The sequence below is a fragment of the Erwinia piriflorinigrans CFBP 5888 genome (assembly GCF_001050515.1).
Taxonomy (GTDB): Bacteria; Pseudomonadota; Gammaproteobacteria; order Enterobacterales; family Enterobacteriaceae; genus Erwinia; species Erwinia piriflorinigrans.
Genome location: NZ_CAHS01000014.1, coordinates 238,620 through 264,327 on the forward strand (window position 1 = coordinate 238,620; position 25,708 = coordinate 264,327).

The 25,708-nt window shown below is 50.3% G+C and carries 23 protein-coding genes, 3 tRNA genes and 2 pseudogenes; 21 read left to right on the forward strand and 7 right to left on the reverse strand.

What is annotated here, in order from left to right:
* Positions 1 to 183 precede the first annotated feature (183 nt).
* The 3 genes from EPIR_RS07210 to EPIR_RS07220 all read left to right on the forward strand — a co-directional run bounded on the left by EPIR_RS07210 (position 184) and on the right by EPIR_RS07220 (position 3,139).
* Positions 184 to 1,113 carry a DMT family transporter gene (locus tag EPIR_RS07210; protein ID WP_048697082.1) on the forward strand — a complete coding sequence of 310 codons (930 nt, stop codon included), beginning with the start codon at positions 184 to 186 and terminating at the stop codon, positions 1,111 to 1,113.
* 355 nt (positions 1,114 to 1,468) lie between these two features.
* Positions 1,469 to 2,134: an HTH-type transcriptional regulator RutR gene (gene rutR, locus EPIR_RS07215; protein ID WP_023654673.1), complete on the forward strand. Its 666-nt coding sequence runs from the start codon at positions 1,469 to 1,471 to the stop codon at positions 2,132 to 2,134.
* Between the two features lie 24 nt (positions 2,135 to 2,158).
* Positions 2,159 to 3,139: a metal-dependent hydrolase gene (locus EPIR_RS07220; RefSeq protein WP_023654674.1), complete on the forward strand. Its 981-nt coding sequence runs from the start codon at positions 2,159 to 2,161 to the stop codon at positions 3,137 to 3,139.
* Between the two features lie 60 nt (positions 3,140 to 3,199).
* On the opposite strand, the gene cycA is transcribed toward EPIR_RS07220, so the two are convergent.
* Together cycA and EPIR_RS07230 are read right to left on the reverse strand one after the other, a co-directional pair.
* Complete coding sequence (gene cycA / locus EPIR_RS07225; RefSeq protein WP_023654675.1) at positions 3,200 to 4,594, reverse strand: D-serine/D-alanine/glycine transporter; 1,395 nt, start codon at positions 4,592 to 4,594, stop codon at positions 3,200 to 3,202.
* A gap of 258 nt (positions 4,595 to 4,852) precedes the next feature.
* A pseudogene (locus EPIR_RS07230) lies at positions 4,853 to 5,855 on the reverse strand (Tn3 family transposase); the annotation flags it as partial.
* Between the two features lie 183 nt (positions 5,856 to 6,038).
* On the opposite strand from EPIR_RS07230, the pseudogene EPIR_RS18965 reads away from it, so the two are divergent.
* Positions 6,039 to 6,172, forward strand: a pseudogene (locus EPIR_RS18965) (recombinase family protein); the annotation flags it as partial.
* Here the strand turns inward: EPIR_RS18965 and EPIR_RS07235 are convergent.
* The 3 genes from EPIR_RS07235 to EPIR_RS07245 all read right to left on the reverse strand — a co-directional run bounded on the left by EPIR_RS07235 (position 6,162) and on the right by EPIR_RS07245 (position 8,973).
* Positions 6,162 to 6,578, reverse strand: coding sequence for a cyclophilin-like fold protein (locus tag EPIR_RS07235; protein ID WP_072066019.1), 417 nt, complete (start codon positions 6,576 to 6,578; stop codon positions 6,162 to 6,164). The pseudogene EPIR_RS18965 and the gene EPIR_RS07235 sit on opposite strands and share 11 nt — an antisense overlap.
* A 159-nt stretch (positions 6,579 to 6,737) precedes the next feature.
* Positions 6,738 to 7,766, reverse strand: a complete 1,029-nt coding sequence (locus tag EPIR_RS07240) for an alpha/beta hydrolase (protein WP_023654679.1) — start codon at positions 7,764 to 7,766, stop codon at positions 6,738 to 6,740.
* A 10-nt stretch (positions 7,767 to 7,776) separates the two neighbouring features.
* Complete coding sequence (locus tag EPIR_RS07245) at positions 7,777 to 8,973, reverse strand: MFS transporter (protein WP_023654680.1); 1,197 nt, start codon at positions 8,971 to 8,973, stop codon at positions 7,777 to 7,779.
* Between the two features lie 235 nt (positions 8,974 to 9,208).
* Between EPIR_RS07245 and EPIR_RS07250 the strand changes: the two genes are divergently transcribed.
* From EPIR_RS07250 to EPIR_RS07260, 3 genes are all read left to right on the forward strand, one after another.
* Positions 9,209 to 10,132: a LysR family transcriptional regulator gene (locus tag EPIR_RS07250; protein WP_023654681.1), complete on the forward strand. Its 924-nt coding sequence runs from the start codon at positions 9,209 to 9,211 to the stop codon at positions 10,130 to 10,132.
* A gap of 758 nt (positions 10,133 to 10,890) precedes the next feature.
* A complete protein-coding gene (gene sdiA / locus EPIR_RS07255; protein WP_023654682.1) occupies positions 10,891 to 11,613 on the forward strand; it encodes an autoinducer binding domain-containing protein in 723 nt (240 codons plus the stop codon).
* A gap of 129 nt (positions 11,614 to 11,742) precedes the next feature.
* Positions 11,743 to 12,378, forward strand: a complete 636-nt coding sequence (locus tag EPIR_RS07260; protein WP_023654683.1) for an Autoinducer synthesis protein expI — start codon at positions 11,743 to 11,745, stop codon at positions 12,376 to 12,378.
* Here EPIR_RS07260 and EPIR_RS07265 read toward each other — a convergent pair.
* Together EPIR_RS07265 and EPIR_RS07270 are read right to left on the reverse strand one after the other, a co-directional pair.
* Entirely contained in the window at positions 12,375 to 12,713 is a 339-nt protein-coding gene (locus EPIR_RS07265; RefSeq protein ID WP_023654684.1) for a GlpM family protein, read from the reverse strand. The genes EPIR_RS07260 and EPIR_RS07265 overlap by 4 nt on opposite strands.
* Positions 12,714 to 12,814: 101 nt before the next feature.
* Positions 12,815 to 13,039, reverse strand: a complete 225-nt coding sequence (locus EPIR_RS07270; RefSeq protein WP_023654686.1) for a DUF2594 family protein — start codon at positions 13,037 to 13,039, stop codon at positions 12,815 to 12,817.
* A 468-nt stretch (positions 13,040 to 13,507) separates the two neighbouring features.
* On the opposite strand from EPIR_RS07270, the gene uvrY reads away from it, so the two are divergent.
* From uvrY to EPIR_RS07340, 14 genes are all read left to right on the forward strand, one after another.
* Complete coding sequence (gene uvrY / locus EPIR_RS07275) at positions 13,508 to 14,167, forward strand: UvrY/SirA/GacA family response regulator transcription factor (protein WP_023654687.1); 660 nt, start codon at positions 13,508 to 13,510, stop codon at positions 14,165 to 14,167.
* The gene (gene uvrC / locus EPIR_RS07280) at positions 14,160 to 15,992 is read left to right on the forward strand and encodes an excinuclease ABC subunit UvrC (protein ID WP_048697085.1); all 1,833 of its coding nucleotides are present in this window, start codon (positions 14,160 to 14,162) and stop codon (positions 15,990 to 15,992) included. Before uvrY ends, uvrC begins: the two co-directional genes overlap by 8 nt.
* 71 nt (positions 15,993 to 16,063) lie before the next feature.
* Entirely contained in the window at positions 16,064 to 16,612 is a 549-nt protein-coding gene (gene pgsA / locus EPIR_RS07285; RefSeq protein WP_023654689.1) for a CDP-diacylglycerol--glycerol-3-phosphate 3-phosphatidyltransferase, read from the forward strand.
* Positions 16,613 to 16,777: 165 nt separating this feature from the next.
* Positions 16,778 to 16,853 (forward strand) — tRNA-Gly (locus tag EPIR_RS07290).
* A 71-nt stretch (positions 16,854 to 16,924) separates the two neighbouring features.
* Positions 16,925 to 16,998, forward strand: a tRNA-Cys gene (locus tag EPIR_RS07295).
* A 12-nt stretch (positions 16,999 to 17,010) separates the two neighbouring features.
* Positions 17,011 to 17,096, forward strand: a tRNA-Leu gene (locus EPIR_RS07300).
* A 417-nt stretch (positions 17,097 to 17,513) separates the two neighbouring features.
* Positions 17,514 to 18,425: a hypothetical protein gene (locus EPIR_RS07305; protein WP_023654692.1), complete on the forward strand. Its 912-nt coding sequence runs from the start codon at positions 17,514 to 17,516 to the stop codon at positions 18,423 to 18,425.
* Between the two features lie 292 nt (positions 18,426 to 18,717).
* Complete coding sequence (locus EPIR_RS07310) at positions 18,718 to 19,149, forward strand: MarR family winged helix-turn-helix transcriptional regulator (protein ID WP_023654693.1); 432 nt, start codon at positions 18,718 to 18,720, stop codon at positions 19,147 to 19,149.
* Between the two features lies 1 nt (position 19,150).
* Entirely contained in the window at positions 19,151 to 20,839 is a 1,689-nt protein-coding gene (locus tag EPIR_RS07315; protein WP_023654694.1) for an MFS transporter, read from the forward strand.
* Complete coding sequence (locus EPIR_RS07320; RefSeq protein ID WP_023654695.1) at positions 20,836 to 21,924, forward strand: HlyD family secretion protein; 1,089 nt, start codon at positions 20,836 to 20,838, stop codon at positions 21,922 to 21,924. The genes EPIR_RS07315 and EPIR_RS07320 overlap by 4 nt, the downstream gene beginning before the upstream one ends.
* Positions 21,921 to 23,300 carry an efflux transporter outer membrane subunit gene (locus tag EPIR_RS07325; protein WP_023654696.1) on the forward strand — a complete coding sequence of 460 codons (1,380 nt, stop codon included), beginning with the start codon at positions 21,921 to 21,923 and terminating at the stop codon, positions 23,298 to 23,300. Before EPIR_RS07320 ends, EPIR_RS07325 begins: the two co-directional genes overlap by 4 nt.
* A 219-nt stretch (positions 23,301 to 23,519) precedes the next feature.
* Positions 23,520 to 23,906, forward strand: a complete 387-nt coding sequence (locus EPIR_RS07330; RefSeq protein WP_023654697.1) for a hypothetical protein — start codon at positions 23,520 to 23,522, stop codon at positions 23,904 to 23,906.
* Between the two features lie 280 nt (positions 23,907 to 24,186).
* Positions 24,187 to 24,915 (forward strand): beta-ketoacyl synthase chain length factor, encoded by a 729-nt coding sequence (locus EPIR_RS07335; protein WP_023654699.1) that lies wholly within the window; start codon positions 24,187 to 24,189, stop codon positions 24,913 to 24,915.
* Entirely contained in the window at positions 24,908 to 25,705 is a 798-nt protein-coding gene (locus tag EPIR_RS07340; RefSeq protein ID WP_048697089.1) for a lysophospholipid acyltransferase family protein, read from the forward strand. Before EPIR_RS07335 ends, EPIR_RS07340 begins: the two co-directional genes overlap by 8 nt.
* Positions 25,706 to 25,708 lie beyond the last annotated feature (3 nt).

Genomic DNA, 25,708 nt, shown 5'->3' on the forward strand with positions numbered 1-25,708 from the left:
GATCAATTTTTGTACAAAATATCCGACTAATCGCGGTGAAAAACGCGCCTTTTACGATGGAAAGGCTCAGTATCCGGCAAATAAACGCCGCTTAACAAATTGGCGTCAGTAGTTGCACCTGCTGTTCTTGCCCTTAAAGTGCCGATCGCGCAAAATGAGGCCAAAATTCAGAAGAGCCGAACAATGTCAGCGTATTTCTCACGTTATAAATTTGCCATGAAACCACAGGAAATGGTGCTAATCCTGATCACTATGGTTTGGGGCGGTACTTTTCTCATTGTGAATCATGCCATGACCGTGAGTGGCCCGTTCTGGTTTATCGGGGTGCGCTTTGCCACGGCTACTGTATTACTGGCGTTGATATCGTGGCGAACATTGCGCGCTATCACCTGGCAAGAGGTGAAGGCCGGAACATTAATTGGTTTAGCCATTGGCTGTGGTTATGGTTTGCAAGCTTATGGCATGCAGACCCTCTCCGGCAGTAAATCTGCGTTTATTACCGCGCTGTATGTACCGCTTGTGCCACTGCTACAGTGGGCATTTCTTGGCCGCATGCCGGGCCTGATGTCATGGATTGGCGTGATGCTAGCTTTTACTGGTTTGCTGCTGCTGGCGAGTCCTGAGGGTGGGGCGACGGCGTTTAACGTCGGTGAAATAGCGACTTTAATCAGCACGCTGGCAATAGCGGCAGAAATTATCCTGATTGGTGCCTGTGCAGGTAAGGTCAACGTGCAGCGTGTCACAGTGGTCCAACTGGGGGTTGCCTCATTGTTCGGCTTTATCATCATGCTACCAATCGGCGAGTCGGTGCCGCCGTTTAGTCCATATTTGCTGTTTAGCGCCGTTGGTCTGGGCATTGCCAGCGCGCTCATCCAGGTCACGATGAACTGGGCGCAGTGCAGCATTTCACCCACTCGCGCTACGGTGATTTATGCCGGTGAACCCGTATGGGCTGGAGTTGTTGGGCGCATTGCTGGAGAGCGCCTGCCGGCGATTGCCCTGCTGGGGGGCGCTTTTATCATACTTGGGGTACTGGTTAGCGAACTGAAACTAAAGCGCAAAAAGAAGATCAAAGTGAACAATCAGGACACTCAGGCAGCGGCGCGGCAATAATGGTTTCGTTCTCGTCGGTTCTCCCGAATGTTGTTCTTTTCAAAGAGGGGATGCCGTGCGGCGCATTATGAGAAATTTATCAGTCTTTATTTCCGCCAAATATAATAATGCTTATCTTCATATCAGGCTATCTGAATAAGTGAAAAATGAAATTCGGGGTATGCCTTATATAATGAGGCAGTAACTAAAAAAGCAATATACAAAACTATATATGAATTTTTTACTGACTAAATTTAGCTTTTTCGCGCGAAAACGAATTTTGGGGTCAATAATGTCTACACAATTAACTGGCATTGCGGCTTAATTAAAGGGCATAGTGATGTCCCAGGCGATTTGCTATTATCTCTGAACACATATGGATTATGAACTCAAGGTGAATTCTATCGATCTTTTACCGGCTAAAGCCCCTACGCGCCGTGCACGCGCGGTGGCCGCGAAACGTTCGGCTATTCTAAGCGCCGCACTGGAATTTTTCTCGCAGTACGGCATTCATGGCACCACCCTTGATAAGGTGGCTGAACGAGCTAATGTATCAAAAACCAATCTTCTCTATTACTTTCCTTCAAAAGAAGAGCTGTATATAGCGGTTTTGAAAGATTTGCTGGATGTCTGGTTAACCCCGCTGCGTGCGCTCCGCCACGACCAGCCTCCGCTTGATGCTATCCGTGACTATATCCGTCTGAAGCTGGAGGTTTCGCGCGATCATCCGCAGGCATCCAGACTGTTTTGCCTGGAGATGTTACAGGGTGCGCCATTATTAAAGGCGGAGCTGGCAGGCGACCTGCGTCACCTGGTAGAAGAGAAGGCCGCGATCATAGAAGCCTGGGTAGTAAAAGGGAAACTGTCGCCTGTGCAGCCCTATCATCTGATCTTTATGCTATGGGCCACCACCCAGCACTATGCGGATTTTGCCACTCAGGTACAGGCGATAACCGGGCAGACCCTTCAAGATGAACACTTCTTTCAACAGACGGTGGAAAATGTCCAACGCATGGTGATTGAGGGGATACGCGTACGCTAAACAGACAGATTACCGGGAGCGACAATGGATTTCGTTTCACAGTTAGTACTGGGCGCAGCCGTCACCGTCGCCTTGTTAGGCAGCAGGATGCCGATGTGGCAGGCGGCATTGGTCGGTGCGGTGTGCGCAACACTGCCTGGTCTGGATAGGGTTATCGACCACGGTGATGCCGTTCACAACATGACTCAGCACCACAGCGAAAGCCATGCTTTGCTCTGGCTGACACTGGTTTCTCCGTTGCTGGCGGCTTTTTTCAGGTACATATTCCGTCAGTCGCCAACCTTTGTCCGCTGTTGGGCTGCCGTTTGGCTGGCGCTGATCACCCATCCTTTCCTTGACCTTACTACGGTGTATGGCACACAGCTGGCGCTTCCTTTCAGCGATCGCCCATTTGCCATTGGCTGCATGCCTGTTATCGACCCGCTGTATATCCTGCCACTATTGTTCGGGCTGGTGGCAGCACTGGTTGGGCGCAACAGAAAAGGTTGGCGCTGTAACTTGTCGGGGCTGATTTTCAGTTGTTCGTATCTGGTTTGGAGTATGGCGGCGCAGACGTGGGTCATCCAGGCCGCGCAACGTCAGCTTCTGATGCAGCAAGGTGATGTAAGACAATTATTGGTGACGCCCACAGCATTTAATACGTTGCAGTGGCGGATCGTAGTGATGACACCTGAAAGCTATCTGGAAGGGTTCTATTCATTACTCAGTCCGTTTAAACCGCTGGTGCTGAGTACGCATGCAAGAGGATGGGAGTTATATCAACAGTACAGTGCTAACAGGTACGTGCAGCGTGTGGCATGGTTTAGTCGCGGTTTCTTTGCCATGAAGAGAGTGGATAACCGGGTTGAAATCACCGATCTGCGGATAGGGGAAGAGTCACCTTATCCATTTACCTTCGATCTTGGCCCAGAACCACTGGATAATTCATCAGGTAAACCCGAGCGCGTGAAGCATCAGCACCTTCCGTTAGGGAAGGTGCTGGGTAAACTGTGGTCAAGATTTTAAAGAAACTAACGGAAACAACAGCGTTGGCCCGCGATTATCTGTCTCGCGAGCCAGTTGTAATTACCTCGTCTTACGCTTACGCAAGAACCATCCTGCTGCCAGCATCACAAACCATAGCGGTGTGACCATTAGCGCCTGACGCGTATCTTCTTCTAATGTCAGCAGAACCAGCACAAAGGCGAAGAATGCCAGACACACCCAGCACATAAATTTGCCCAAAGGCATTTTATAACTGGAGGCCTCATGACGCTGTGGATGTTTTCTACGATACGCCAGGTATGAGCAAAGAATGATGGTCCAGACGAACATAAACAAAATAGCCGAGACGGTGGTCACCAGGGTAAACACCGTCATAACGTTCGGGATCAGATAAATCAGCGCCACGCCTCCCAGCAGACACAAGCAGGAAAAGAACAGCCCGGTGGTGGGCACGGCACGGCTCGACAGTATCCCAAAACTGCGATGTGCTACGCCCTGTTGCGAAAGACCGTACAGCATGCGGCTGGTCGAGAAGATACCGCTATTAGCGGATGATGCGGCGGAAGTCAGCACCACAAAATTGACGATACTCGCGGCTGCCGGCAAACCAATCAGTACGAACATCTCAACAAATGGACTGCGATCGGCGACGACATGATCCCAGGGCGTCACGGCCATGATCACTATCAGCGCCAAGACATAAAACATAATGATGCGTAAAGGGATAGCGTTAATCGCACGCGGCAGCACGGTTTTCGGATCGTGAGTTTCTGCCGCTGCCGTCCCGACCAGTTCGATGCCAACAAAGGCAAACACTGCGATCTGGAAACCGGCAAAGAATCCGCTTAAACCTTTCGGGAAGATGCCCCCATGATCCCAGATATTGCTCAATGCCGCATGGCTACCGCCCGGAGAAGGGTAGTGCATCGCCACCAGCACAATACCGGTAACGATCAGCGCCACAATGGCGACGATTTTGATAATCGCAAACCAGAACTCCATTTCGCCAAAAAGCTTAACCGTGGCAATGTTTAGAGACAAGAACACGAAGATGCACAGCAGAGCGCTCATCCATATAGAGAAACTGGGGAACCAGAGCTGGAAATAGGAGCTGATGGCAACGACATCGGCAATGCCGGTAACCACCCAGCAAAACCAGTAGGTCCAGCCGGTGAAGTAACCCGCCCAGGGGCCCAGCAGGTCGGCGGCGAAGTCGCTGAAGGATTTATACTCAAGATTTGACAGCAGCAGCTCGCCCATTGCACGCATCACGAAGAACAGCATAAAACCAATGATCATATAAACAAATATGATAGAGGGGCCGGCAAGACTGATGGTTTTTCCCGACCCCATAAACAGTCCGGTACCAATAGCGCCCCCGATGGCGATTAGCTGAATATGACGATTATGGAGGTTGCGCCGGAGCGTGTCCGGTGCCTCCTCGCAGGCGATAGATTCTTTTGATTGATCGACCATTATGTTTTCCTGTCCAGTTTTATTGAATTTAAAGCTCTGTTGGCTTTTAACGTATCAGAATATGTCAGCGTTGTGCGTTCAAGAGCTTAACGCAAAACTCTCCGCTATAAAGCAAAATTGAGACTAAACTGCGAATACGATGTGTCGCCTGATTAAAAACCCGGCATTGCTCTCAACTTAAGGCAAAAATGAAGAGGAGAAAGGCTGTTAATTATACCAGGGCTCCGTTTGGGAAACGGGAAACATTGTACGTTAAGGTTATTTTTTGTACTGACTGATACCTATTGGTCGCAAAGGTCGATACTTCCCTTCTGCTAATTTTATATTTTTTCGCGAGATATAGTCGCCTGTCACATTAATATGCTCCCAACCTGGCGGAGACAAGTGTGACCGCAATTGTTTATTAAGATGTACCCCCTTCCTTTTCAGTAGGTTAATGACATTCTCGATATATACGATATTCCATAATGTTATCGCGGCGGTAATTAGCGTAAGTCAGCTGGCGCGATAACTCTGGTTTTCCAGACCTCAATCCCTTATTTCGCCAAGACGGTGCACGAAGACTGCTCTGGCAAGGGCGTTCCGGGCTTCTCCCTTGTTCAGACCGGCCTGAATCCTGCGACGCAACGCGGGATCACGGAACCAATTCGGCATAAACAGTGTGCGCTCGATGCGACCATTTTCCCTTAGTGTTGTAGAAAGCACATTCTGTTTCGGAAAACTGGCCAGCTTTTTCAGCATTAGAAAAGCGCTCACCGCTCCCTGCTTTATTGGAATCGCTAATCTGAGAATTTCATTCCAGTGGGCTTCTATTTCTTTTGATATTCAGTGCTGTTGTGGAAATAATTGACTGGAGCGCAGGGTATTTATCAGCCTTACCCTGAATAAATAACCGTTTATCGTAAAAAACCCGGATCCTTGGTGCAAAAGCGACTCCAAGCAGATGCATCAGCCCAAAAGCATGCTCCGTAAAGCCTGCCGTATTGGTGTAATGCTCGGCGATCTCAAGCTCACTTTCGGGATACAGCAATCCATCAAGTACGTGGGTGGCGTCTCGAACGCGGCTGATAACTTTGGTATAAAACGGGCTGTACTGGTCAGAAATGTGCGTATAGAACTGTACGCCTGGCTCCGGATCGGACATCAGGTTGACCTGCCCTGCATCGTAGCCATGACTGGCCACCCTAAAGTTCTGGTCGTCAGAAGATGAGGTTGAACCATCTCCCCATAATGATGCCAGCGGGCGCGATTTCTGAGCATTACCAGTTCCGCTAGCGCCAGTGCTTCAATGGCATTAAGGCGATCTATATTATTCCATGCGGTATTTTAAACAAAACGGGTATCGCATAAGGGTACATCCTGATGCCATAATCAAAACAAGACGATACACGGTGAATGACATAACCTAAATGTGATAATGCGGTGAAAAAAGGTTCATCAGAGCGTATTTATCGAGCGGGCACATACGCTGGGTAAATATCGGGGAAACAGGCCGATTATGAACGACACCAGAAAGTGATGTACTGCCGGCAGGTAAAAAAACTTTGTATTAAGGAAACATCCGAGGCTACCGGATAAAGTTGTTCTCAAATATGCAGGATCCATGCCCTCTACCTGCATGAGCCCATGAACTAAATATCGCTGCTTTAATGGTTATCAAGCTCAACCCATACTTTCTTTTTTTATCCATTACAGCGGATAGGCTCTCTGGGTTAATAACTTTCCCAATTGGTGTATAGCGGTATGAGGATTCAAATGATCTATTGAACAAAACCAACGTTTGCTTACCGTACAGCATGAGATCGCCAGCCTGAATGGAGCCTGGAGGCTCCGGGCTGGCAGGCAACGCATGAGGAAGGTCAGCAAACTTCTCATTACCATTCAGCTCATCCATTCCAAATTGCACTGGTAAAGCATCAACAAATGCTTTAGCCGCAGGATTGTCGTGAAGTCTGACATAAGATTGCTGGCCGTTAATGTTCATTTTAACGGTCATTGTGTTTATCTCAAACGGCGGGGTCGAGGTACGGCATGGCTTGCAAAGGTACCTGCAAGAAGCAGGCAAGATATTAAGGCATACAGATATTTCATATGGTGATCACCGCGAAAATTAGTCGCACCCAGCAGGATGCGACTTCAGACACTATTTGAGGTTAGCTTTAAAGAATGATGCCAGCTTAGCAAAAGGGATGAGATCGGTACGGTCATACAGATCGACATGGCCTGCGCTTGACACGATGTATAACTCTTTCGGCTGTCCAGCACGTTTGTAAGCATCTTCGCTAAATTCTTTCGAATGTGCCCGATCGCCGGTGACGAACAACATTGGGCGTGGTGAAATGGTTTCGATATCGTTGAACGGATAGAAGTTCATAAATTTCCCTACACTGCTCAACATCGGTTTTGTGGTCAGCTCTTCTTTCTCACCCTGAGGCGTAAAACCTCCACGGGCTGTACGGTAGAAATCGAAAAACTCTCGCTGTATTGCAGGCGTTGAGTCATCAAGCTTGTTGACAGTGCCTGGAATGTAGGTAATTTCTCCGCCCTTGAACTCAACAACACGTTGTTCTATAGCGGATTTAATAAACGCCTTACGTTGTTCAAGTGTAACCGAATGATGAAGCCCGTTCCGGAAGACAGATCCCATGTCATACATGCTGACCGTGGCAATAGCCTTCATTCTCGGGTCAATTTTGGCGGCACTGATAACAAAACTTCCGCTCCCACAAATACCCAGCACGCCAATTTTATCCGGATCTACGTAAGGCTGAGTACTCAGATAATCGACTGCGGCACTGAAATCATCTGAGTAAATCTCCGGTGAAATCAGATGTCCAGGCTTTCCGTCGCTTTCTCCCCAGAAGGAAAGATCAATCGCCAGCGTTACAAATCCTTGCTCCGCCAGTTTCTGTGCATACAGGTTTGAGCTTTGCTCTTTTACCGCTCCCATTGGGTGACCAATGACAATTGCCGGTTTTTTAGCGTTCTGATCCATCCCTTTAGGCATAAACAGATTGCCGACAACATTCATCTGGTATTGATTCTTAAAAGTCACTTTTTTCTGCGAGACTTTATCGCTTTTGTAAAAATTATCTGCTTCGTTAGACATATCGGCTCCTGTGGCAGCAAATGAACTGATTAACAGCCCTAACAGTAGGGTAAATATTCTCATCAGGAATTCCTCATCGGATGTGGTGGAAATCTTTACGTGACGTCAATAAAGCTAAGGCAGCCGCTATCACTAATAAGAGGCTACTGATGGTAAAAGTGCTTTGATAGCCGCTGTGGTCAAATGCTAAGCCGCCGATTGTTGAGCCAAGTGCGATGGACAACTGCACCACGGCAACCATCAGACCACCGCCAGCCTCCGCATCTTCCGGCAAAGTTCTGGCGATCCATGTCCACCAACCGGTAGGCGCGGCAGTGGCGATTAATCCCCATAAGCCAAGCAGCGGTGCAACAATCCATATGCTGTGACCAAAAGCAATCAGGGCAACGGCAATGACCGCCATCAGGAAAGGGATAGCAATAAGCGTGGAATAAAAGCCGGATTTCAAAAATATGCCAATCACCAGGGTACCAATAAAGCCAGCGACACCGATGGTCAGCAAGATGAACGACAACGTGGTGATATCCACCTGCGTTACTGTCTCAAGGAACGGACGCAGGTATGTAAACAAAGAAAACTGCCCCATAAAGAACAACCCACAGGCTGCAAGCCCAATGGCCACAACAGGGTTAGCAAAAAGGCGAAAAACAGTGCCGGTACGTTTATCTTCTTTATCCGCTGGCATTGTCGGCAGGCTGAACCACTGCCAAATAAAAGCAATCACCGCGACCGGAACGATACAAAAGAATGCACCCCGCCAGCCGATAACGGATCCCAGATAACTCCCCAGTGGGGCGGCTATAACAGTTGCCAGCGCGTTGCCCCCGTTAAAAATAGCCAGTGCGCGGGGAACCTGATGCTGCGGGACCAGGCGAATAGCCGTTGCGGCAGACAGCGACCAAAATCCACCAATAACAATACCGATCAGCGCACGACCCACCATATAAATCAGATAACTGGGCGCTAACGCGACAACAGCTCCGGAAATCGCCATCAATGCAGTCATACTCAACAGCAATATCTTGCGGTTGAGTCCCCCGGCCAGTGTAGATATAGAGAGACTCGTTATTACCGCAAACACGCCGGAAATGGCGATCCCCTGGCCAACCAGTCCCTCACTGACACCTAACTCTTCGGATATAGGCGTTAACAGACTGACAGGCATAAATTCCGAAGCAATTAGCGCAAAGACGCATAACGTCATTGCTAATACGCCGCTCCAATACGCGTGCTCTTTGTGAAGATATGAGTCTCTCGACGATGTGGACATAAATTGCTGACTCCGAATTCCCCCCGGTGGTTTTCAGGTAAGCCGGGGCCGGACGCTATTCACAGGAATAGCGTCAGAAAATGAAAGGTTAAGCACGAAGAAAAGGGCAACGGGATTAATTCACCATTATCGACTCTTCTATTGTTGGAAATTTTACACGCAAGGTGCATCATTACTAGCTAATGAATGCTTAATGGCTTTATAACTACCGCTTATTAATGAGGGGATGCATTTGATGAAACGCAACCTTAACGACCTTCTTTATTTTGTCACCGTCGCCCGTGAAAGCAGTTTTACCCGTGCCGCTGCACAGTTGGGTGTCACTCAACCCGCCCTCAGTCAGGCGATTTCTGCACTTGAAGAACGTATGCAAATTCGCCTTCTGACGCGAACCACCCGCAGCGTATCACCGACGTCAGCGGGAGAACGACTGCTGTTGGCTATAGGTAGTCATATTGATGAAATTGAAACCGAATTGGATATTCTGACCGAACTGCGTGATAAACCGGCAGGAACAGTCCGCATCACCTGTGGACCCAATGTTTTGCACAGCACGCTGTTGCCAAAACTGACGCCACTGCTACATGAGTATCCGGATATTAACATCGAGTTCGACGCAAACCATGGTTTTCGCGACATTGTGGCAGACCGCTTTGATGCGGGCGTTCGACTGGGTGACACCATTGATAAAGACATGATAGCGGTCCCCATTGGCCCCAAACTGCGTATGGCCGCAGTGGCATCTCCGGATTATTTTTCGAGGTATCCAGTCCCTGGTACACCCCATGAGCTGACGCAACATCAATGCATAAATCAACGGATGGTCAGGTCAGGCGGGTTGTATATCTGGGATTTTGATCAGGAAGGGGGCGGTCTCAACGTACGTGTCAGCGGGCAGCTTATATTTAATACATCTGAACATATTGTCGATGCAGCGCTTGCGGGATTCGGGATTGCTTTTTTGCCAGAAGAAGAGTTTGAAACTCATATTGAAGACGGAAGGCTGGTTCGTGTACTGGAGCAATGGTGCAAACCATTTCCTGGCTACTACCTATATTATCCCAGCAGGAAACAACCCTCTCCGGCATTCTCACTGGTCGTTGAAGCGCTGCGGGTAAGTCGAAAACGCAAAGCTGCCAGTGAGTCACTGACAGTGTAGCTTTTGAACCTAAATTCAATAGTCAGAAAGATTATAAATTCCAGGTATCCCTCAAAGGTGGAATTTACGATTGCAAAGTCGCTTTTTCAAAGGCAGGCGTGGTTAAAAAATAGCCTTGCCGTACAATATTTTCCGTTCCTCAAACGGAGCCTTACCAGGACGTGACCGGGAGCTGCCTGAGCAATGGTCATTTTGTCGCATTCAAGATTACCAGAAGAAAACCGGAGCGATTCATGTCATTAAGGAAAGATGCAAAGATGATGGCTTAGAGAGAGGAGCTGACAACAATGAATCTGAAGACGCTACAATATAGCTAACTTATTGCCAGTAACCCAAATGCTAACAAAATTTGAATATGTTGCCTCCATGTTGAGGATTTTTGCGGCCGTCAATGTTGAAAGTCGCACTTTTGACCTGATGTAATCACGGCAATACAACAAAAATATAGTGAATCAACAAAACAATTAACCCGTCAAAATTATTGAATGTTTATAGGAAAAATCCTATCCTTAGAGGGCGTGTTAAGGCTGAATAGAAACGCGGTATACTCCTGAAGGAGATAAAAACTAATCACATTTGTTATTGGTTTTTCAGCGTAAAGCCTATTCTCACGATTTCTGCGAAACTGTGACTCAGTTTGGTTCCTTTTGGCTCACTCGTTGCAATAAAAATCGGCTCGGTTAGGGCTCTTTAACGGCATCTTTCATACAGAATAATCATTCAGGTTAAGGTTTTTACCTTTCTCCGCTGAGGTGTAAATGACATCTGAAAACTATTTCATTTGGCGAGCCGGTATAAAATCAGCTTACGACAGTGGAAGTGGAATTGCTCACATTACCCATATCATTGAGCAGCAGTTAAGAGAACTGGAACTCGATTTTTACTCACTTTTTATTCGGCATCCGGTGCCGTTTACCCGGCCGAAGACATTTCTTTATAGTAATTATCCCAAAAACTGGCTCGAGCATTATTGGCGTGAAGATTTTTTTCAACTCGATCCGGTGCTGAAAATTTGTAGTTTGCCCGGTAAGGTGTGGCTTTGGGATGATGAAGCTTTAAGCAGTGGTCAGCGGGTTTTTGAAGATGCCAGAATGCACGGGATTTATCATGGTCTTTCCTGCTCGGTGATGGCCAGCAATAGATCCGTGGGTATCTTATCAATGTCGACAGCAAATCCACTTAAAAACATCGAGTTGACTCCCGAGGTTGAGCTGAAAATTCAGTATATATCGGAATTAACAATGACTGCTTTGATCGATGTTGATGATATTTCTATGGCGACCATCAAACTGGATTTAAGCCAACGTGAACTGGAAGTTCTCAAATGGACAGCAGAGGGAAAAACATCGGCGGAAATATCGCTGATCCTTTCCATCTCCCAAAATACGGTAAATTTTCACCAGAAAAAGATGCAGAAAAGGCTCAACGCACCCAACAAAACGCAAATTGCCTCCTATGCGGCCGCAATCGGTTTAATCTGAAAGAGGGTGAAACTACCAAGTTTGGTAGTTCCCTATTTTCAGGCGGTTGTCTACCCTGCCCCCAACGTCATCAAGCTGTCCAATCCGTCAGGAGAGGCGCTAACTGTGGATTGCGACAGGGGATCATAAATGAGAATCATCCAAACCAGGATCAAGGACATGCCATCCTCGTTACTGGCTAAGTTGGGTAGTTATCGCTACAGCGTTTTTGCCAGCGGGGAAGGATGGTCGATACCTTCTCGTTTGAGTGCGCCCGGGCAGGAGTACGATCGTTACGATTGTTCCGATGTTATCTGTTTGATTGCCTGGAGCGAAAAGCATGGAATTTGTGGCTATGCGCGTTTAATGGCCCAACCGCTTACGGACGGGGGGGGCCTGGAAGCGGGAAGGGAACCCTGTGTCGGTGAAAATGACGCAGTCTGGGAAATGTCACGCTTCTCTGCCAGGACGGAAATCGATGCTGAACTGCCGTTGAAGATCCTGTGGCATGCGACACAGCTGGCTGAAGGATTAGGCTTGCGGTATCTGCACAGTGCCGCAACGCCCTTACTGGAAAAGATACTCGACCAATACGAAATTAGTTATCAAACGCTAATGCCGGGTATTGTTCAGTCCGAAGATAATTTGTTTGCGGTAAAAATTCCGGTGAATCAGCCGCGTCTGGCTGAAAAGTTCGACGGTGCACGGCACTTCAGCCCTGAGGAAGTTTTACCCACTTTCGACGTTTCCGTTAATTTTGGCGTGCACGGGCATCATATTGACTAGCCATGCCATTTTGACCACACCACAATCAGTAGCCACGCTGTTAACCCCCAACATGAAACGGCCGTTAGCAGTGCCGTAGGAATCCGCATCATCGTAGAAAAATACCACAGCGACAGCAGGTAAACAAAATAGGGCAGTATGGCCCACATACCGAAAATGATAGTGGTGCGCAGCGCTTCAGTACCCCGTTCACTGGCAACAATGAAATGAGCGAGCAGGGCGAAAGTCGGAAACAGCGGTATCAACCCGGCAAGATAATAGTGACGCGTTTTGGAAAGAATGGCGATCAACACCACCACGGCGGCACCCAATATGGCTTTGAAAAGTAATCCCATTGCTCTGTTCAGTCAGTTAAAACATCAAAATGTGATAAAACTGTTGAAAAAGCAATGGGCTTTTTTCGGGCTGCTATTGGCAGCCTGTCGATTTGTGTTAATTACTGGCGAAAGGCGTGTTTTATCTGCTGGATAGTGTTTGTGAATACTTCTGCCTGCTGCGGGTCTTCCAGATTGGCGATGCATTGCTCCATTTTGATAATGACTTTACCGGCATCTGCCTGACCCATGGCTTTAAGCATCAGCGTGACCAGGGCTTTCATACAGGTCACCTCATTAGCTAACGTCTGCGCTTCTTCGCTGGTTGAAAAGTCAATCTGACTCATAGTGTCTCCCGATAATCATATACGCGGTAGCCAGCACTTGTGCCAGCCACTGAAGTTGTGAAAAGTATATCATATAACTGCTTCGGGTAATCTAAGCATAAGTAGAATGCAGAATACCCGTTTAAACCTCTGCGAATCAGCGTAGAGGCTGGATTAAAGCTGTGGTGCCAGAAAAATGAGGCAATATTTGAAATTCTGAACGAATAAATCACATTTAGTAAAGATAAGTTGTTGTTATTATGGAAATTTATTTTTGAGTGATACATGTTTATCGATATTAAAGTTCATCATAAAAATGTCAACCCCTAAGGTAATTTTCTCATTTTAGATTTATATAATAATATCTGCGATTTTAGGTTGCATCGACCGAACCATTATTTCTGTTCTAACAGCATGGAAAAAGGAGTAAGATAATCGACCTGCCATTGTCACAATAGTTACCTGCCTTAGCTATTTAGGGAGCATCGTTTGATTAGCGTTTTTCTTGTTGATGACCATGAACTGGTGCGCGCAGGTATTCGACGCATCCTGGAAGATATTAAGGGCATTCAAGTTGTCGGTGAAGCTAACTGTGGCGAAGATGCAGTAAAGTGGTGCCGTGCTCATAGTACTGATGTGGTGCTGATGGATATGAACATGCCGGGTATTGGTGGCCTTGAAGCGACACGGAAAATTATACGTTACGCGCCAGATTGTAAAATCATCATGCTGACCATCCATACTGAAAACCCGCTGCCAGCCAAAGTGATGCAGGCAGGAGCTTCCGGGTATCTGAGTAAAGGTGCCGCGCCGCAGGAGGTGGTCAGTGCCATACGCTCGGTAAATGCAGGGCAGCGTTACATTGCCTCTGATATTGCTCAGCAGATGGCGCTTAGCCAGATTGAGCCGCAAAGAGCAGAATCACCCTTTAGCTGTTTGTCCGAACGCGAATTGCAGATTATGCTAATGATTACCAAAGGCCAGAAAGTGACTGAAATTTCCGAACAGCTCAATCTGAGTCCAAAAACCGTCAACAGCTATCGCTACCGCATGTTTAGCAAACTTAATATAAGTGGTGACGTAGAGTTGACGCACCTGGCCATTCGACATGGTCTGTTTAGTGCGGAGCCGTTAATCAGCAGTGAGTAATGTGTTTGATTCTAAATCTTTTCTGAAGACAGTTACCAGCCAGCCGGGCGTCTATAGAATGTACGATGCGGGTGGTACGGTTATCTATGTCGGCAAAGCAAAAGATCTCAAAAAAAGGCTTTCCAGCTATTTTCGCGGCAACCTCGCCAGCCGTAAGACGGAAGCGCTGGTGGCGCTTATTGAGCAGATAGACGTAACGGTAACGCATACTGAAACCGAAGCGCTACTGCTGGAGCACAACTATATCAAGCTCTATCAGCCACGCTACAACGTGCTGTTGCGCGACGATAAGTCTTATCCATATATTTTTCTGAGTGCCGATCACCATCCCCGTCTTGCCAGCCATCGCGGTGCTAAACATGCGAAAGGCGAGTACTTCGGCCCATTCCCTAATGGCTATGCGGTGCGTGAAACGCTGTCCCTGCTGCAAAAAATTTTCCCGGTACGCCAGTGTGAAAACAGCGTGTACCGTAATCGATCGCGTCCCTGCTTACAGTACCAGATTGGACGCTGCCTCGGGCCATGCGTCAAAGGGTTGGTCACCGAAGAAGAGTATGCAAGTCAGATTGATTATGTACGCCTGTTTCTCTCCGGCAAGGATGACCAGGTATTGAACAAGCTGGTAGCCAGAATGGAACAGGCCAGCAGCGACCTGCGCTTTGAAGAAGCAGGACGCTTGCGCGATCAAATTCAGGCGGTGCGCCGGGTCACGGAAAAGCAGTTTGTTTCCAATCAGGGCGACGATATGGATGTTATTGGCGTCTCATTTGACTCTGGCATGGCCTGTTTGCATGTGCTGTTTATCCGACAGGGAAAAGTGCTTGGTAGCCGCAGCTATTTTCCCAAAGTCCCCAGCGGTACCGAGCTGGCCGAAGTGGTGCAAACCTTTGTTGGTCAGTTTTACCTGCAGGGGAGCCAGGCACGAACGCTACCCACGGATATCCTGATTGACTTTACGCTACCGGAGAAAGATCTGCTGGCCGCTTCGTTAACGGAGCTGTCGGGGCGACGAGTCAGTATTCAAAGTAAACCGCGCGGCGATCGCGCCCGCTATTTGAAACTGGCGCGCACCAACGCCACGACTGCTCTTACCACCCGGTTGGCCCAGCATTCAACAATCCATCAGCGCTTATCAGAACTGGCGCAAACGCTGAAGCTGCCGGCTATTCGTCGCATTGAGTGTTTCGATATCAGTCATACGATGGGTGAACAAACCGTTGCTTCCTGCGTGGTATTTGACGCCAATGGGCCGCTACGTAATGAATATCGTCGTTATAATATCAGCGGCATCACCCCCGGCGATGATTATGCGGCAATGAACCAGGTGCTGCGTCGCCGTTATGGTAAAGCCATTGAAGAGAGTAAAATTCCGGATGTGATCGTGATAGATGGCGGAAAAGGTCAACTGGCACAGGCCAAAGAGGTTTTTGCTCAACTGGACGTCACTTGGGATAAATCACACCCGCTGTTACTGGGTGTGGCAAAGGGCACCGATCGGAAGGCCGGACTGGAAACGCTTTTCCTTGTGCCAGAAGGGGAGGGCTTTTCTCTGCCGCCAGACTCTCCGGCACTGCATGTTATTCAGCATATTCGAGACGACTCGCACAATCATGCCATTACAGGACACCGTAATAAACGCGCGAAGGTAAAAAATACCAGTGCCTTGGAAACGATTGAAGGCATTGGCCCCAAGCGTCGTCAGGTGCTGCTCAAATATATGGGGGGGTTGCAGCCACTCATTAACGCGTCGGTGGAGGAGATTGCCCGTGTGCCGGGGATTTCAATCGCGTTGGCTGAAAAAATCTTCTATGCGCTGAAACACTAAGCATTGCAACACCTGGAGCAATGTAGGAACATAGAGTCAAATTGGACTTTGCCCAGACAGTTAGCATAATTATGCCACTTAATATTCCGACCTTGCTCACCCTGTTTCGCGTAGTGTTAATCCCATTCTTTGTGCTGGCTTTTTACCTGCCATTTCAATGGGCTCCGCTGGTTTGCGCGTTAATTTTTATCTTCGCCGCGATCACCGACTGGTTTGATGGCTTTCTTGCCCGTCGCTGGAAGCAGACGACACGATTCGGTGCCTTTCTCGATCCGGTTGCTGATAAAGTGATGGTCGCGATGGCGCTGGTGCTGGTCGCCGAATATTTCCACTCCTGGTGGATTACGCTGCCGGCAGCAACGATGATTGCCCGCGAGATCATCATATCTGCGCTGCGCGAGTGGATGGCGGAGATTGGTAAACGTAGCAGCGTAGCGGTATCGTGGATCGGTAAAGTGAAAACTACCGCGCAGATGTTGGCGCTATTCGCGCTGTTGTGGCGTCCAAATAGTCTTGTCGAAGGCATCGGCGTGGCGGCATTGTATATTGCTGCCGTGCTGACTTTTTGGTCAATGTTCCAATATTTGAATGCATCACGCCGTGATTTGTTCGAACACTGATCGAAGCGATTTAAAAAGCAGCAAACGGTGACATTGTGAGGATAATTATATTGACTCATTCCTCCAAGTCAGTAGAATGCAGCGCATCGAAAGGCGGCAATGTCTGCCAGAAGATAAGGCAAATCAGCAAGTTCTGTTAGCATTACATCATGCAGAACAGGCTAAGCGGGAATAGCTCAGTTGGTAGAGCACGACCTTGCCAAGGTCGGGGTCGCGAGTTCGAGTCTCGTTTCCCGCTCCAAATTTTGCCTAACTTATCTTCACACCCAAATAAAATCATAAGAAAAGTGTTCTTATGAATGTAAGAATTAAGGCGCGTTGGCAGAGTGGCCATGCTACGGATTGCAAATCCGTCTACCTCGGTTCGACTCCGGGACGCGCCTCCACTTTACACCCTGGCCCGGGTGGTGAAATCGGTAGACACAAGGGATTTAAAATCCCTCGGCTTATGGCTGTGTGGGTTCAAGTCCCACCCCGGGCACCATTTTCTGAAAAAAGAATAAAAACAAGTAGTTAAAGCAATATCATAACCGCCTCAAAGGGCGGTTTTTTTGTGTCTGTCATTTGGGGATTGGCAGCAAAATGGCGGCAGGGCGGCGGCGAACGAATTGCCCCGCGCTGTGGGGCAGGTAAATTCTGGCAAACTGCACATTGGCACCGTTGTGATACAAGTCTGTGTTGATGCCCATTTTATGACTCTACTTATACTTCGGCATCGCCCTTGTTTATAATGTAAGTTATTGATTTAATTAATTATTTAAATGAAGCTTATCATTTCTGCTGCCAAATTTATGATGAGTTATCTGTAGATGCCTCAAAGATCGAGAAGCGTTTTTCTATATACGGCTACTGATGTCGTGCATTTAAATAACACTTGTGGCTCGTTCATTCAGGAATATTTATGTTTAATATTAATCTATTGCAGCCGCCTCATAGGGAAGATACCAGCGGCAGGACGAGCCGAAACAGTTCACCGACCGTCCAGCATGCCAGCTTTCTGAACCAGATAAGCGAGGTTCTGATTGGTCCGGTTTTTCTGCGGGCAGATAATGAGCATTTGAAAACTGCCCAAGGTGGCACCCTCGTTATGAACAACCTGGAGGCGGTAAAGCCTGCTCGGGCTGCAGCATCTTCGTCATCCCATTCCAGTCAGCCTAAGGTTTGTCGCAGACGGACATATGACACTGAATTTGTTAACAAGGTTAAACAAGAGCTGTTAACCCACACAATTGTGCAAGTGGCAAAAAAATATTGTCTTCCTTATCCGACAGTCTACAGATGGTCGATTGCGCGAGGCGATGCCAGAGAGATGATTAAGCGGGGGAATGCCAGAGAGATCGCTAAGCAGAGCCGTTTCCACACGCTAATGCGGCTAAAAAAGCATTGCGTTAATAGGGTGAACGATCTCTGCTCGCAGCAGCAAAACCTCCGAGAGATAAGTAAAAATGAGATTATCAGTAGGGTTGCAAAGGAAGAGGGCATTTATATACTGACACTCAAGAGCTGGTTAGTGCGTGCTGGAAATTATTCATTAGGTTCCAGAAGTGTCTTTTTGTTACCGATGGGTACCCCGGATAACCAACCCAGTGAAAACAAAACTCGGCCACGTCATACTGTCAGCAGTGATTGCAATGCACATCAGCCAAAGGCGCGCAGCCATATTCATTCAGTTAAACCTCGGGCGAATAAGCCATCCACAGTACCTTCCACCGTCCGGGCTGATACAACTTATGATGAAAAAATCGAAAAAGGTTTTGTAAAGTGTTTTCAACACCTCGAAAAATGGCTAAATAAGTCGTTTAACCACGCATAACCGATCGTTCAGCCACTATCATACAAAGCGGGTATATTCACTTGGTGTGAAGTGTATTTGCCGTAACTCTGGGGCGAGGGCAGGTCACAAAAGGGCTGAGATTTCTACAAAAAAGGTATGTTATCCCACCGTGCGCAACATGATATGACTCCTCGGTGTAACGTAACCTTCCCTGGCAGAGACGGTAACTATTATCTAAACTGATGGCTCACTGGCTTCCATAGCCTGTCCGGGCAGGGTTATAATGGCCGGACGTTTTAGTTAGATCTCTAATAATCAGGCATCTCATAATTTGAACTCTCATGAACTCAACTTCTCGCGGTTACTGCATCTCACTGCTAATGCCTGGCGTCAGGCGATCGATCGGCGGATGAAAGACAATGGCCTTAGCATGAGCAGCTGGATGGCAGTGGCGACCATTGCGGTTCAGGAGCAGCCGATGAACCAGAAAGCGCTGGCGCAGGCGCTCGGGCTTGAGGATGCCAGCGTGGTGCCGCTGATCGACCGCCTGGTCAAACAGCAGTTGGTAGAGCGCGTTCAGCCAGCGGAAGATCGCCGTAAACGTCTGTTGCACGTCACGCCAAAAGGGGAGCTGCTTAATCAGCGGCTGAAAACCGAAGCCGATGCGTTGCGCCACGAACTGCTGTCCGGGCTCGATCCTGTTGAATTGGCAACCACCCAGCGTGTTTTGCAGCAACTGCTGACGGCGACCGAGGCAAAGTAACGTGTCGGGTGATAAAGCTAATCCTTATGCACCGCGCGAGTGGGCACCCGGTGAGAAACCGATGTTGCCGGGTTCGCCTTCTACACCGAATCATCCCGCTTATAAGCGCATCGCCTTTGGTATTGTTGGCCTGCTGATTTGTATCACCGGGGCGCTCAGTAATGCGCTGGTCACCGCCAATTTGACCAATCTGCAAGGTGTGTTCGGTGCCTATAACAATGAAATCGCCTGGCTACCGGCGGTGTATGTGATGGGCAATATTTCCATTAACCTGCTGTTGGTCAAATTTCGTCAACAGTATGGTCTGCGCGTATTTACCGAAGCATTCCTCGTGCTCTACGTGTTGGTTGCCTTCTTCCATCTATTGGTTAACGATCTTAGTTCGGCAATTATCGTGCGTGCGGCTCACGGTATGGTGGGGGCCGCGCTCAGTTCGCTGGGTATTTACTATCAGGTGCAGGCATGGCCAGCCAGACACCGGCTAAAGGCGTTAGCGATCGGTTTGGGGGCATCTCAGCTGGCGATCCCGCTGGCGCGTCTGTTCTCTACCGAACTGTTGCAGCTGGAGCAATGGCGCGGACTCTATCTATTCGAGCTGGGCCTGGCGCTGATGGCGCTGGGCGCGGTGCTGATCCTCAAACTGCCACCCGGCGAACGCACGAAAGTCTTTGAGAAAAAAGATTTTCTCACCTTCTTCCTGATGGCACCGGGCATGGCACTGTTTTGCGGCGTATTGTCGCTGGGGCGCATTGAGTGGTGGACCAGCACGCCGTGGCTGGGCATTTGCCTGGCTTTGGGACTGGTACTGGTGACGGCAGCGGTGCTGGTAGAGCATAACCGCAGCAACCCACTGATCAACACGCGCTGGCTCGGTAACGGGGCGATATTCCGCCTGGGTATTGTGATGATCCTGCTGCGCATTATGCTCGCGGAGCAAAATACGGGCGCAATTGGTTACCTGCAACAGATCGGGATGCAGAACGATCAGATGCAGGGACTGGCGCTGGCGATCCTTGCGGGCGTCGCGGCGGGGATTATATGCAGTGCGCTAACGATTAACCCTAAGCATCTCATCTGGCCGATTGTGCTGTCGCTGATCATCGTGATGGTGGCTTCGCTGATGGATGCGCAGTCCAGCCCACTGACCCGAGCTAATAACATGTATTTCAGCCAGTTTTTGCTCGGTTTCAGCACCTCATTCTTTATTGCCCCGGCCATGCTGCTGGGCGTCAGCAGCGTCGTCACCCAGCCAAAAAACTTGGTCAGTTTCGTGGTGCTGTTCGGCATGAGCCAGAACCTGGGAGGGCTGATGGGTTCGGCCCTGCTCGGCACCTTTCAGACCTGGCGCGAAAAATATCACTCCAGCCTGCTGGGCGACAGGCTATCGCTGCTTGATCCCAACGTTACCGACCGTCTGATGCAGTACAACAATCTCTTTGCCAGCCAGATTGGCGATAGTACTCTGTTCGGTGCACAAAGCACCACGCAGCTACAAGCTGCGGCGACACTACAGGCAAACGTACTGGCCTATAACGATGTGTATATTTTGACTGCCGTATTAGCGGGAGTCACTTTACTGTGGGTGCTGTGGCGCTTGTCGCGCCTGCGCTACCTCAACTGGCAGCAGGCAAAACGCGAAGCGGAATCGGAACAGCGTGCCATGCAACAAATGAACACGGAGAAACAATGAGTCAACAGGAACAGCAGCTTGCTGAACGCCAGCGAAATAATAAGCTGCGGATTATCTCCATTGCCCTGGGCTCCGGCATCGCGCTGGTCGGCGTACTGGTCATCCTCTATGCCTGGCAGCTGCCGCCGTTTACCAGCCAGACGCAGTCAACGGAAAACGCCTATGTACGCGGGCAGGTGACTTTTATCAGCCCGCAGGTCAGTGGCTATATCACGGCGGTGAACGTGCTGGATTTTCAGCCGGTACACCGTGGCGAACTGCTAATGACGATTGATGACCGCATTTATCGCCAGCGAGTGCATCAATCCAGCGCACAGCTGAATATGAAAAAAGCCGCGCTGGCCAATAACCAGCAGCAGCGGCGCAGTGCCGAAGCGGTGATCAAACGCAATGAGGCCGCGCTGCAAAACGCGAAAGCACAGGCGCTGAAAGGCACGCTGGACCTGAAACGTGTGGAAAATCTGGTTGCCGATGGCTCTTTATCAGTGCGTGAGCGTGATGCTTCACGCGCCAGCAACAGTCAGATGCTGGCCGGAGTCGAGCAGGCTCAGGCCACGCTTGAAGTCTCGCGTCAGGATTTGCAAACCACCATTGTCAATCGTGCCTCACTGGAAGCGGATGTGACCAATGCGCAGGCTGCACTTGAGCTGGCGCAGATCGATCTTGATAACACCAAAATTATTGCGCCACGGGACGGGCAGCTGGGGCAGATTGCGGTGCGGCAGGGCGCATACGTGACGGCCGGAACCCGACTGACTTCTTTGGTTCCGCAACAGATGTGGGTAATCGCCAATATGAAAGAGACACAGATGGCGCGTATCCGCCCCGGCCTGCCGGTCAGCTTCACCGTTGATGCACTGGATGGTGAACGCTTTAATGGGGAAGTGGAGTATATCTCTCCCGCAGCGGGATCGGAGTTCAGCGCCATTTCGCCGGATAATGCCACCGGTAACTTTGTCAAAATCGCGCAACGCATTCCGGTGCGGATTAAAATCACCAGCGATAATGCTGCCCGCCTGCGTCCGGGAATGTCGGTGGAAGTGAGTATCGATACTGCGGATGCGCAGGATGGAGTGAAAAAATGAGCCCTCTTGCCAAAGCGCTCAGTGTGATGACGCTCGCGGCGGCGCTGTCGGGTTGTGCCACCCACGTTGAACGGGCTCCCTCATCGCTGCCGATCCCCGCGCAGTGGCGTAATCAGGTGGGGCCTGGCGCGGCGGTTGAGGCAGACTGGTGGCGGGCCTTTAACGATCCCGCACTGAACCAGCTGGTTATACAGGCGCTGCACCATAACCCGGATATACTGACGGCGCGATCCCGTGTCGATCAGTATCGTGCTCAACTGCGTGGCGCAGAAGGGGATAACTTCCCCACGCTGGATGCCGGCGTGGCGAGTAGCCGGGCGCGGGCCATCTCGGCGGTGACCGGGCAGCCTTATCAATATTCGGTTTTCCAGGGGCTGCTACAGGCCAACTACCAGGTCGATTTATGGGGTGAACGCAGCAGCAGTATCGATGCTGCCAGAGCAACCCTGGCGGCGCAGCAGGCTGCTGCTGCGGCGGCCGAGTTAACCATCGCCAGTTCGGTGGCTTCTGGCTATATGACGTTGGTTTCGCTGGATGAACAGCTGCGCGTAACCGAAGCCACATTGGCATCGCGCAACAACTCGCTGAAACTGGCTCAGCGTCAGTTTGAAACGGGTTACACCTCCAGACTGGAATGGCTCCAGTCGCAGTCTGAATATCAGGCGGCGAAAGCGCAGATCCCACTGTTACGGCATCAGATAGCCCAGCAGGAAAATGCCCTGAGCATTCTGGTGGGGATGAACCCACGGCAGATCGCGCGTCAGAATCACTTCGAACACCTGGCAGTACAAACGTTGCCAGCCGTGATGCCATCGCAACTCCTTCAGCGCAGGCCTGATATTGTGCAGGCCGAACGCCAGCTTTTGGCGGCAGATGCATCGCTGCAATCGGCACGCGCCAGCCTGCTGCCGTCGCTGAATCTGACCGCCAGCGGCACGTTGCAAAGCTCGGTACTGCATCAGCTGGTCGATAACCCGTTCCGGCTGTGGAGCGTCGGTGGCAGCATACTGGCACCGCTGCTTAATCGTGAAGCGCTGACGGCGCAGGTCGATGTGTCGATGGCAACGCGCAATCAGGCGCTGTACAACTATGAAAAAGTGGTGCGTGCGGCATTCAGCGAAGTGAACAACGATCTGGATGCCATCGAACGCTACCAGCAGCAGCTGGATGAGTTGCAGCTCCAGCAGCAGGTGGCTCAGGAGGCGCTGCGTATCGCCAGAAATCGCTACCAGAACGGCTACGCCTCCTACCTTGATGAACTGGATGCCCAGCGAACGCTGTTCAGCACCCAGCTCAGCGTGGTGCAGGCAAAAAACAATCTGTTGCTGGCGCAGATAGACCTTTATCGTGCGCTTGGCGGCGGCTGGCGACCATGATGATATATCTGCTGCCGTTGGTCTGAAACCCGCTGAAAACTATAGGTTAAGTCAACGACAGCCGGTCACAATCTTTAATGCTTTTCATCACTTAGCAACGAGTGCTATTATACCGATCTTTACATTTAGTGATTTGAGATATGTAGAAGTTTTACTTTTGCATGTGCCGCTATGGTTCAGAATCAATGGCAAACGTGGCGGGATTATTTTAGGGATACGATGAAAAAGCAACCTCTTCTTATCGCGCTGCTATGCGTGTTGGCGCTGGCAGGCTGCACACGTACCGAGCCGGTAAAAAATATCAATCAAACGCTTTCGGTTCGCTACAGCGATAGCCAAATGAAAACCGCCATCCTTGCCGCCGGGCGCGATCGCCAGTGGATTATGCGACCACAGCAGCCTGGCGTGATTAGCGGGCACCTGATGCAGCGCGATCATACCGCCGATATTCGCATTACCTATGATGCAAATAGCTACTCGATTAACTATGTTGGTAGCAACAACCTGTTGGCCGCACCGGGCAAAATTCACCGCAACTATAATCGCTGGGTCAACAACCTCGACAGAGACATTCAGCTGCATCTGGCCAGTGAGCAGGGGCAATGATTGCCGGAATGACGCGTCTGTTATCCCGGCGACATCGGTTGATACAAGGGCTAAAGGATCCGGCGTCAGTGCCGACAACCTGAGTACCTGCAACAGCCGGTAAATCGGATAATATATCGCAGTTTCAGTCTTTTCCGCGCATCAGCAGTCAGGGAGAATCGCTATGCTCCGTTGCCTGCTTCGCAGCCATCATCAGTGCGTCAAATACCCGCTGCGGCGCGGTATCCACTAACCAATGCCAACTCATCGCGGGCTTCCCGGGTCGGAAGAAGGATCTGGTATGAATTTAGCCTTTACACTCCTCGACTGGCAGGCGAGCGCTCCCGGACTGCATCAGCCTGCTGACTGGGTGCGGTGGGCGCAACAGCCTGCGGTTATCGACAGCTCCCAGCCGCTGGCAAAATGTAGCCAGCTGCCGATGATGGCCGCGCGCCGTCTTACGGCTGGCAGTCGGGCTGCCGTAGATTGTGGACTGACGCTACTGCGCCGCAGTGCGGTTGATGCGTTGGTATTTACCAGCCGTCACGGCGAGCTGGAGCGCAACTTACGCATTCTCAGTGCCCTGGCGCAGCAGCAGAGCGTGTCGCCCACCGACTTCGCCATGTCGGTGCACAATGCGGCAGTAGGCAGTTTAACCATTGCCGCCCAGGCACCGCTGGTTGCCACGTCGCTGGCGGCTGGCGCCGACTCTTTTCAGCAGGGCATGCTTGAGGTCGCAGCGTTACATAAGGCAGGATATCAGCAGGTGTTGCTGGTGGACTTTGAAGGCGCTATCCCCGATATTTATCATGCGCATCTCTCCGATCAGGCGTTGTTTGCCGCCTATGCGGTGGCGCTACTGCTGGCACCGGGTGAACAGTGCCAATGCCGCAGCCAGCCTGACAGGGGGCCGCGTAAGGCCAGTCTGCCGCAAAGCCTGCTGTTTCTGCATGCGCAGCTGGGGCGTCAGGCTGAATTTTCCCTCCCCGGTGACCGCTGTCTCTGGCAATGGCAATGTCGTTATGACTGAATCAGGGCGGATACACCGCTGTTATGGCGCAGTGAATCGCGGCTGGCGCATCATGATGACCGGCGTGTGTTTTGCGCTGTTTGGCCTTGGTGGGCTGCTGTTATCACTGGTCTGGTTCAATCTGCTGTTGCTGGTAGTGCGTGATGCAGAGCGCCGCCGCCGCATGGCACGGCGCAGTATATCGTGTAGTTTTCGTCTGTTTCTGTACTGCTGCCGCCGGTCAGGCGTATTTGATTACCGCATTGAAGGAGCCGAGCTGCTGGCACGGGATCGCTGCTGCCTGGTTGTGGCTAACCATCCCTCGCTGCTTGATTACGTCTTGCTGGCTTCTGTCATGCCGGAAGCGGATTGTCTGGTCAAGGCCGGATTGTTGAAAAACCCGTTTGTCTGCGGCGCGATCCGCGCAGCCGACTACCTGGTGAACAGTCAGGGGGAGACGCTGTTAGCAGAAAGTCAGCAGCGTCTTGATCAAGGAGATGCGATTATCCTGTTTCCTGAAGGAACCCGTACCCGTTACGGTGAAGCGCTGAAACTGCAACGCGGCGCGGCCAATCTCGCCGTTCGCTGCGGCTGCGATCTGCGTCTGGTACATATCATCTGTACCCAGCGTATGCTGGACAAGCAGAGCCGCTGGTATCAGGTGCCGCTGGCAAAACCACTGTTTACCGTCAGGGTACAACAACGAATAGCCAGTCAACCCTTTATTGCCGGGGAAGGTGATATGCAGCCACGCGCCGTGCGTCATCTGACTCAGTATTTGCAACACGCATTAACACCAGAACATCAATAATTA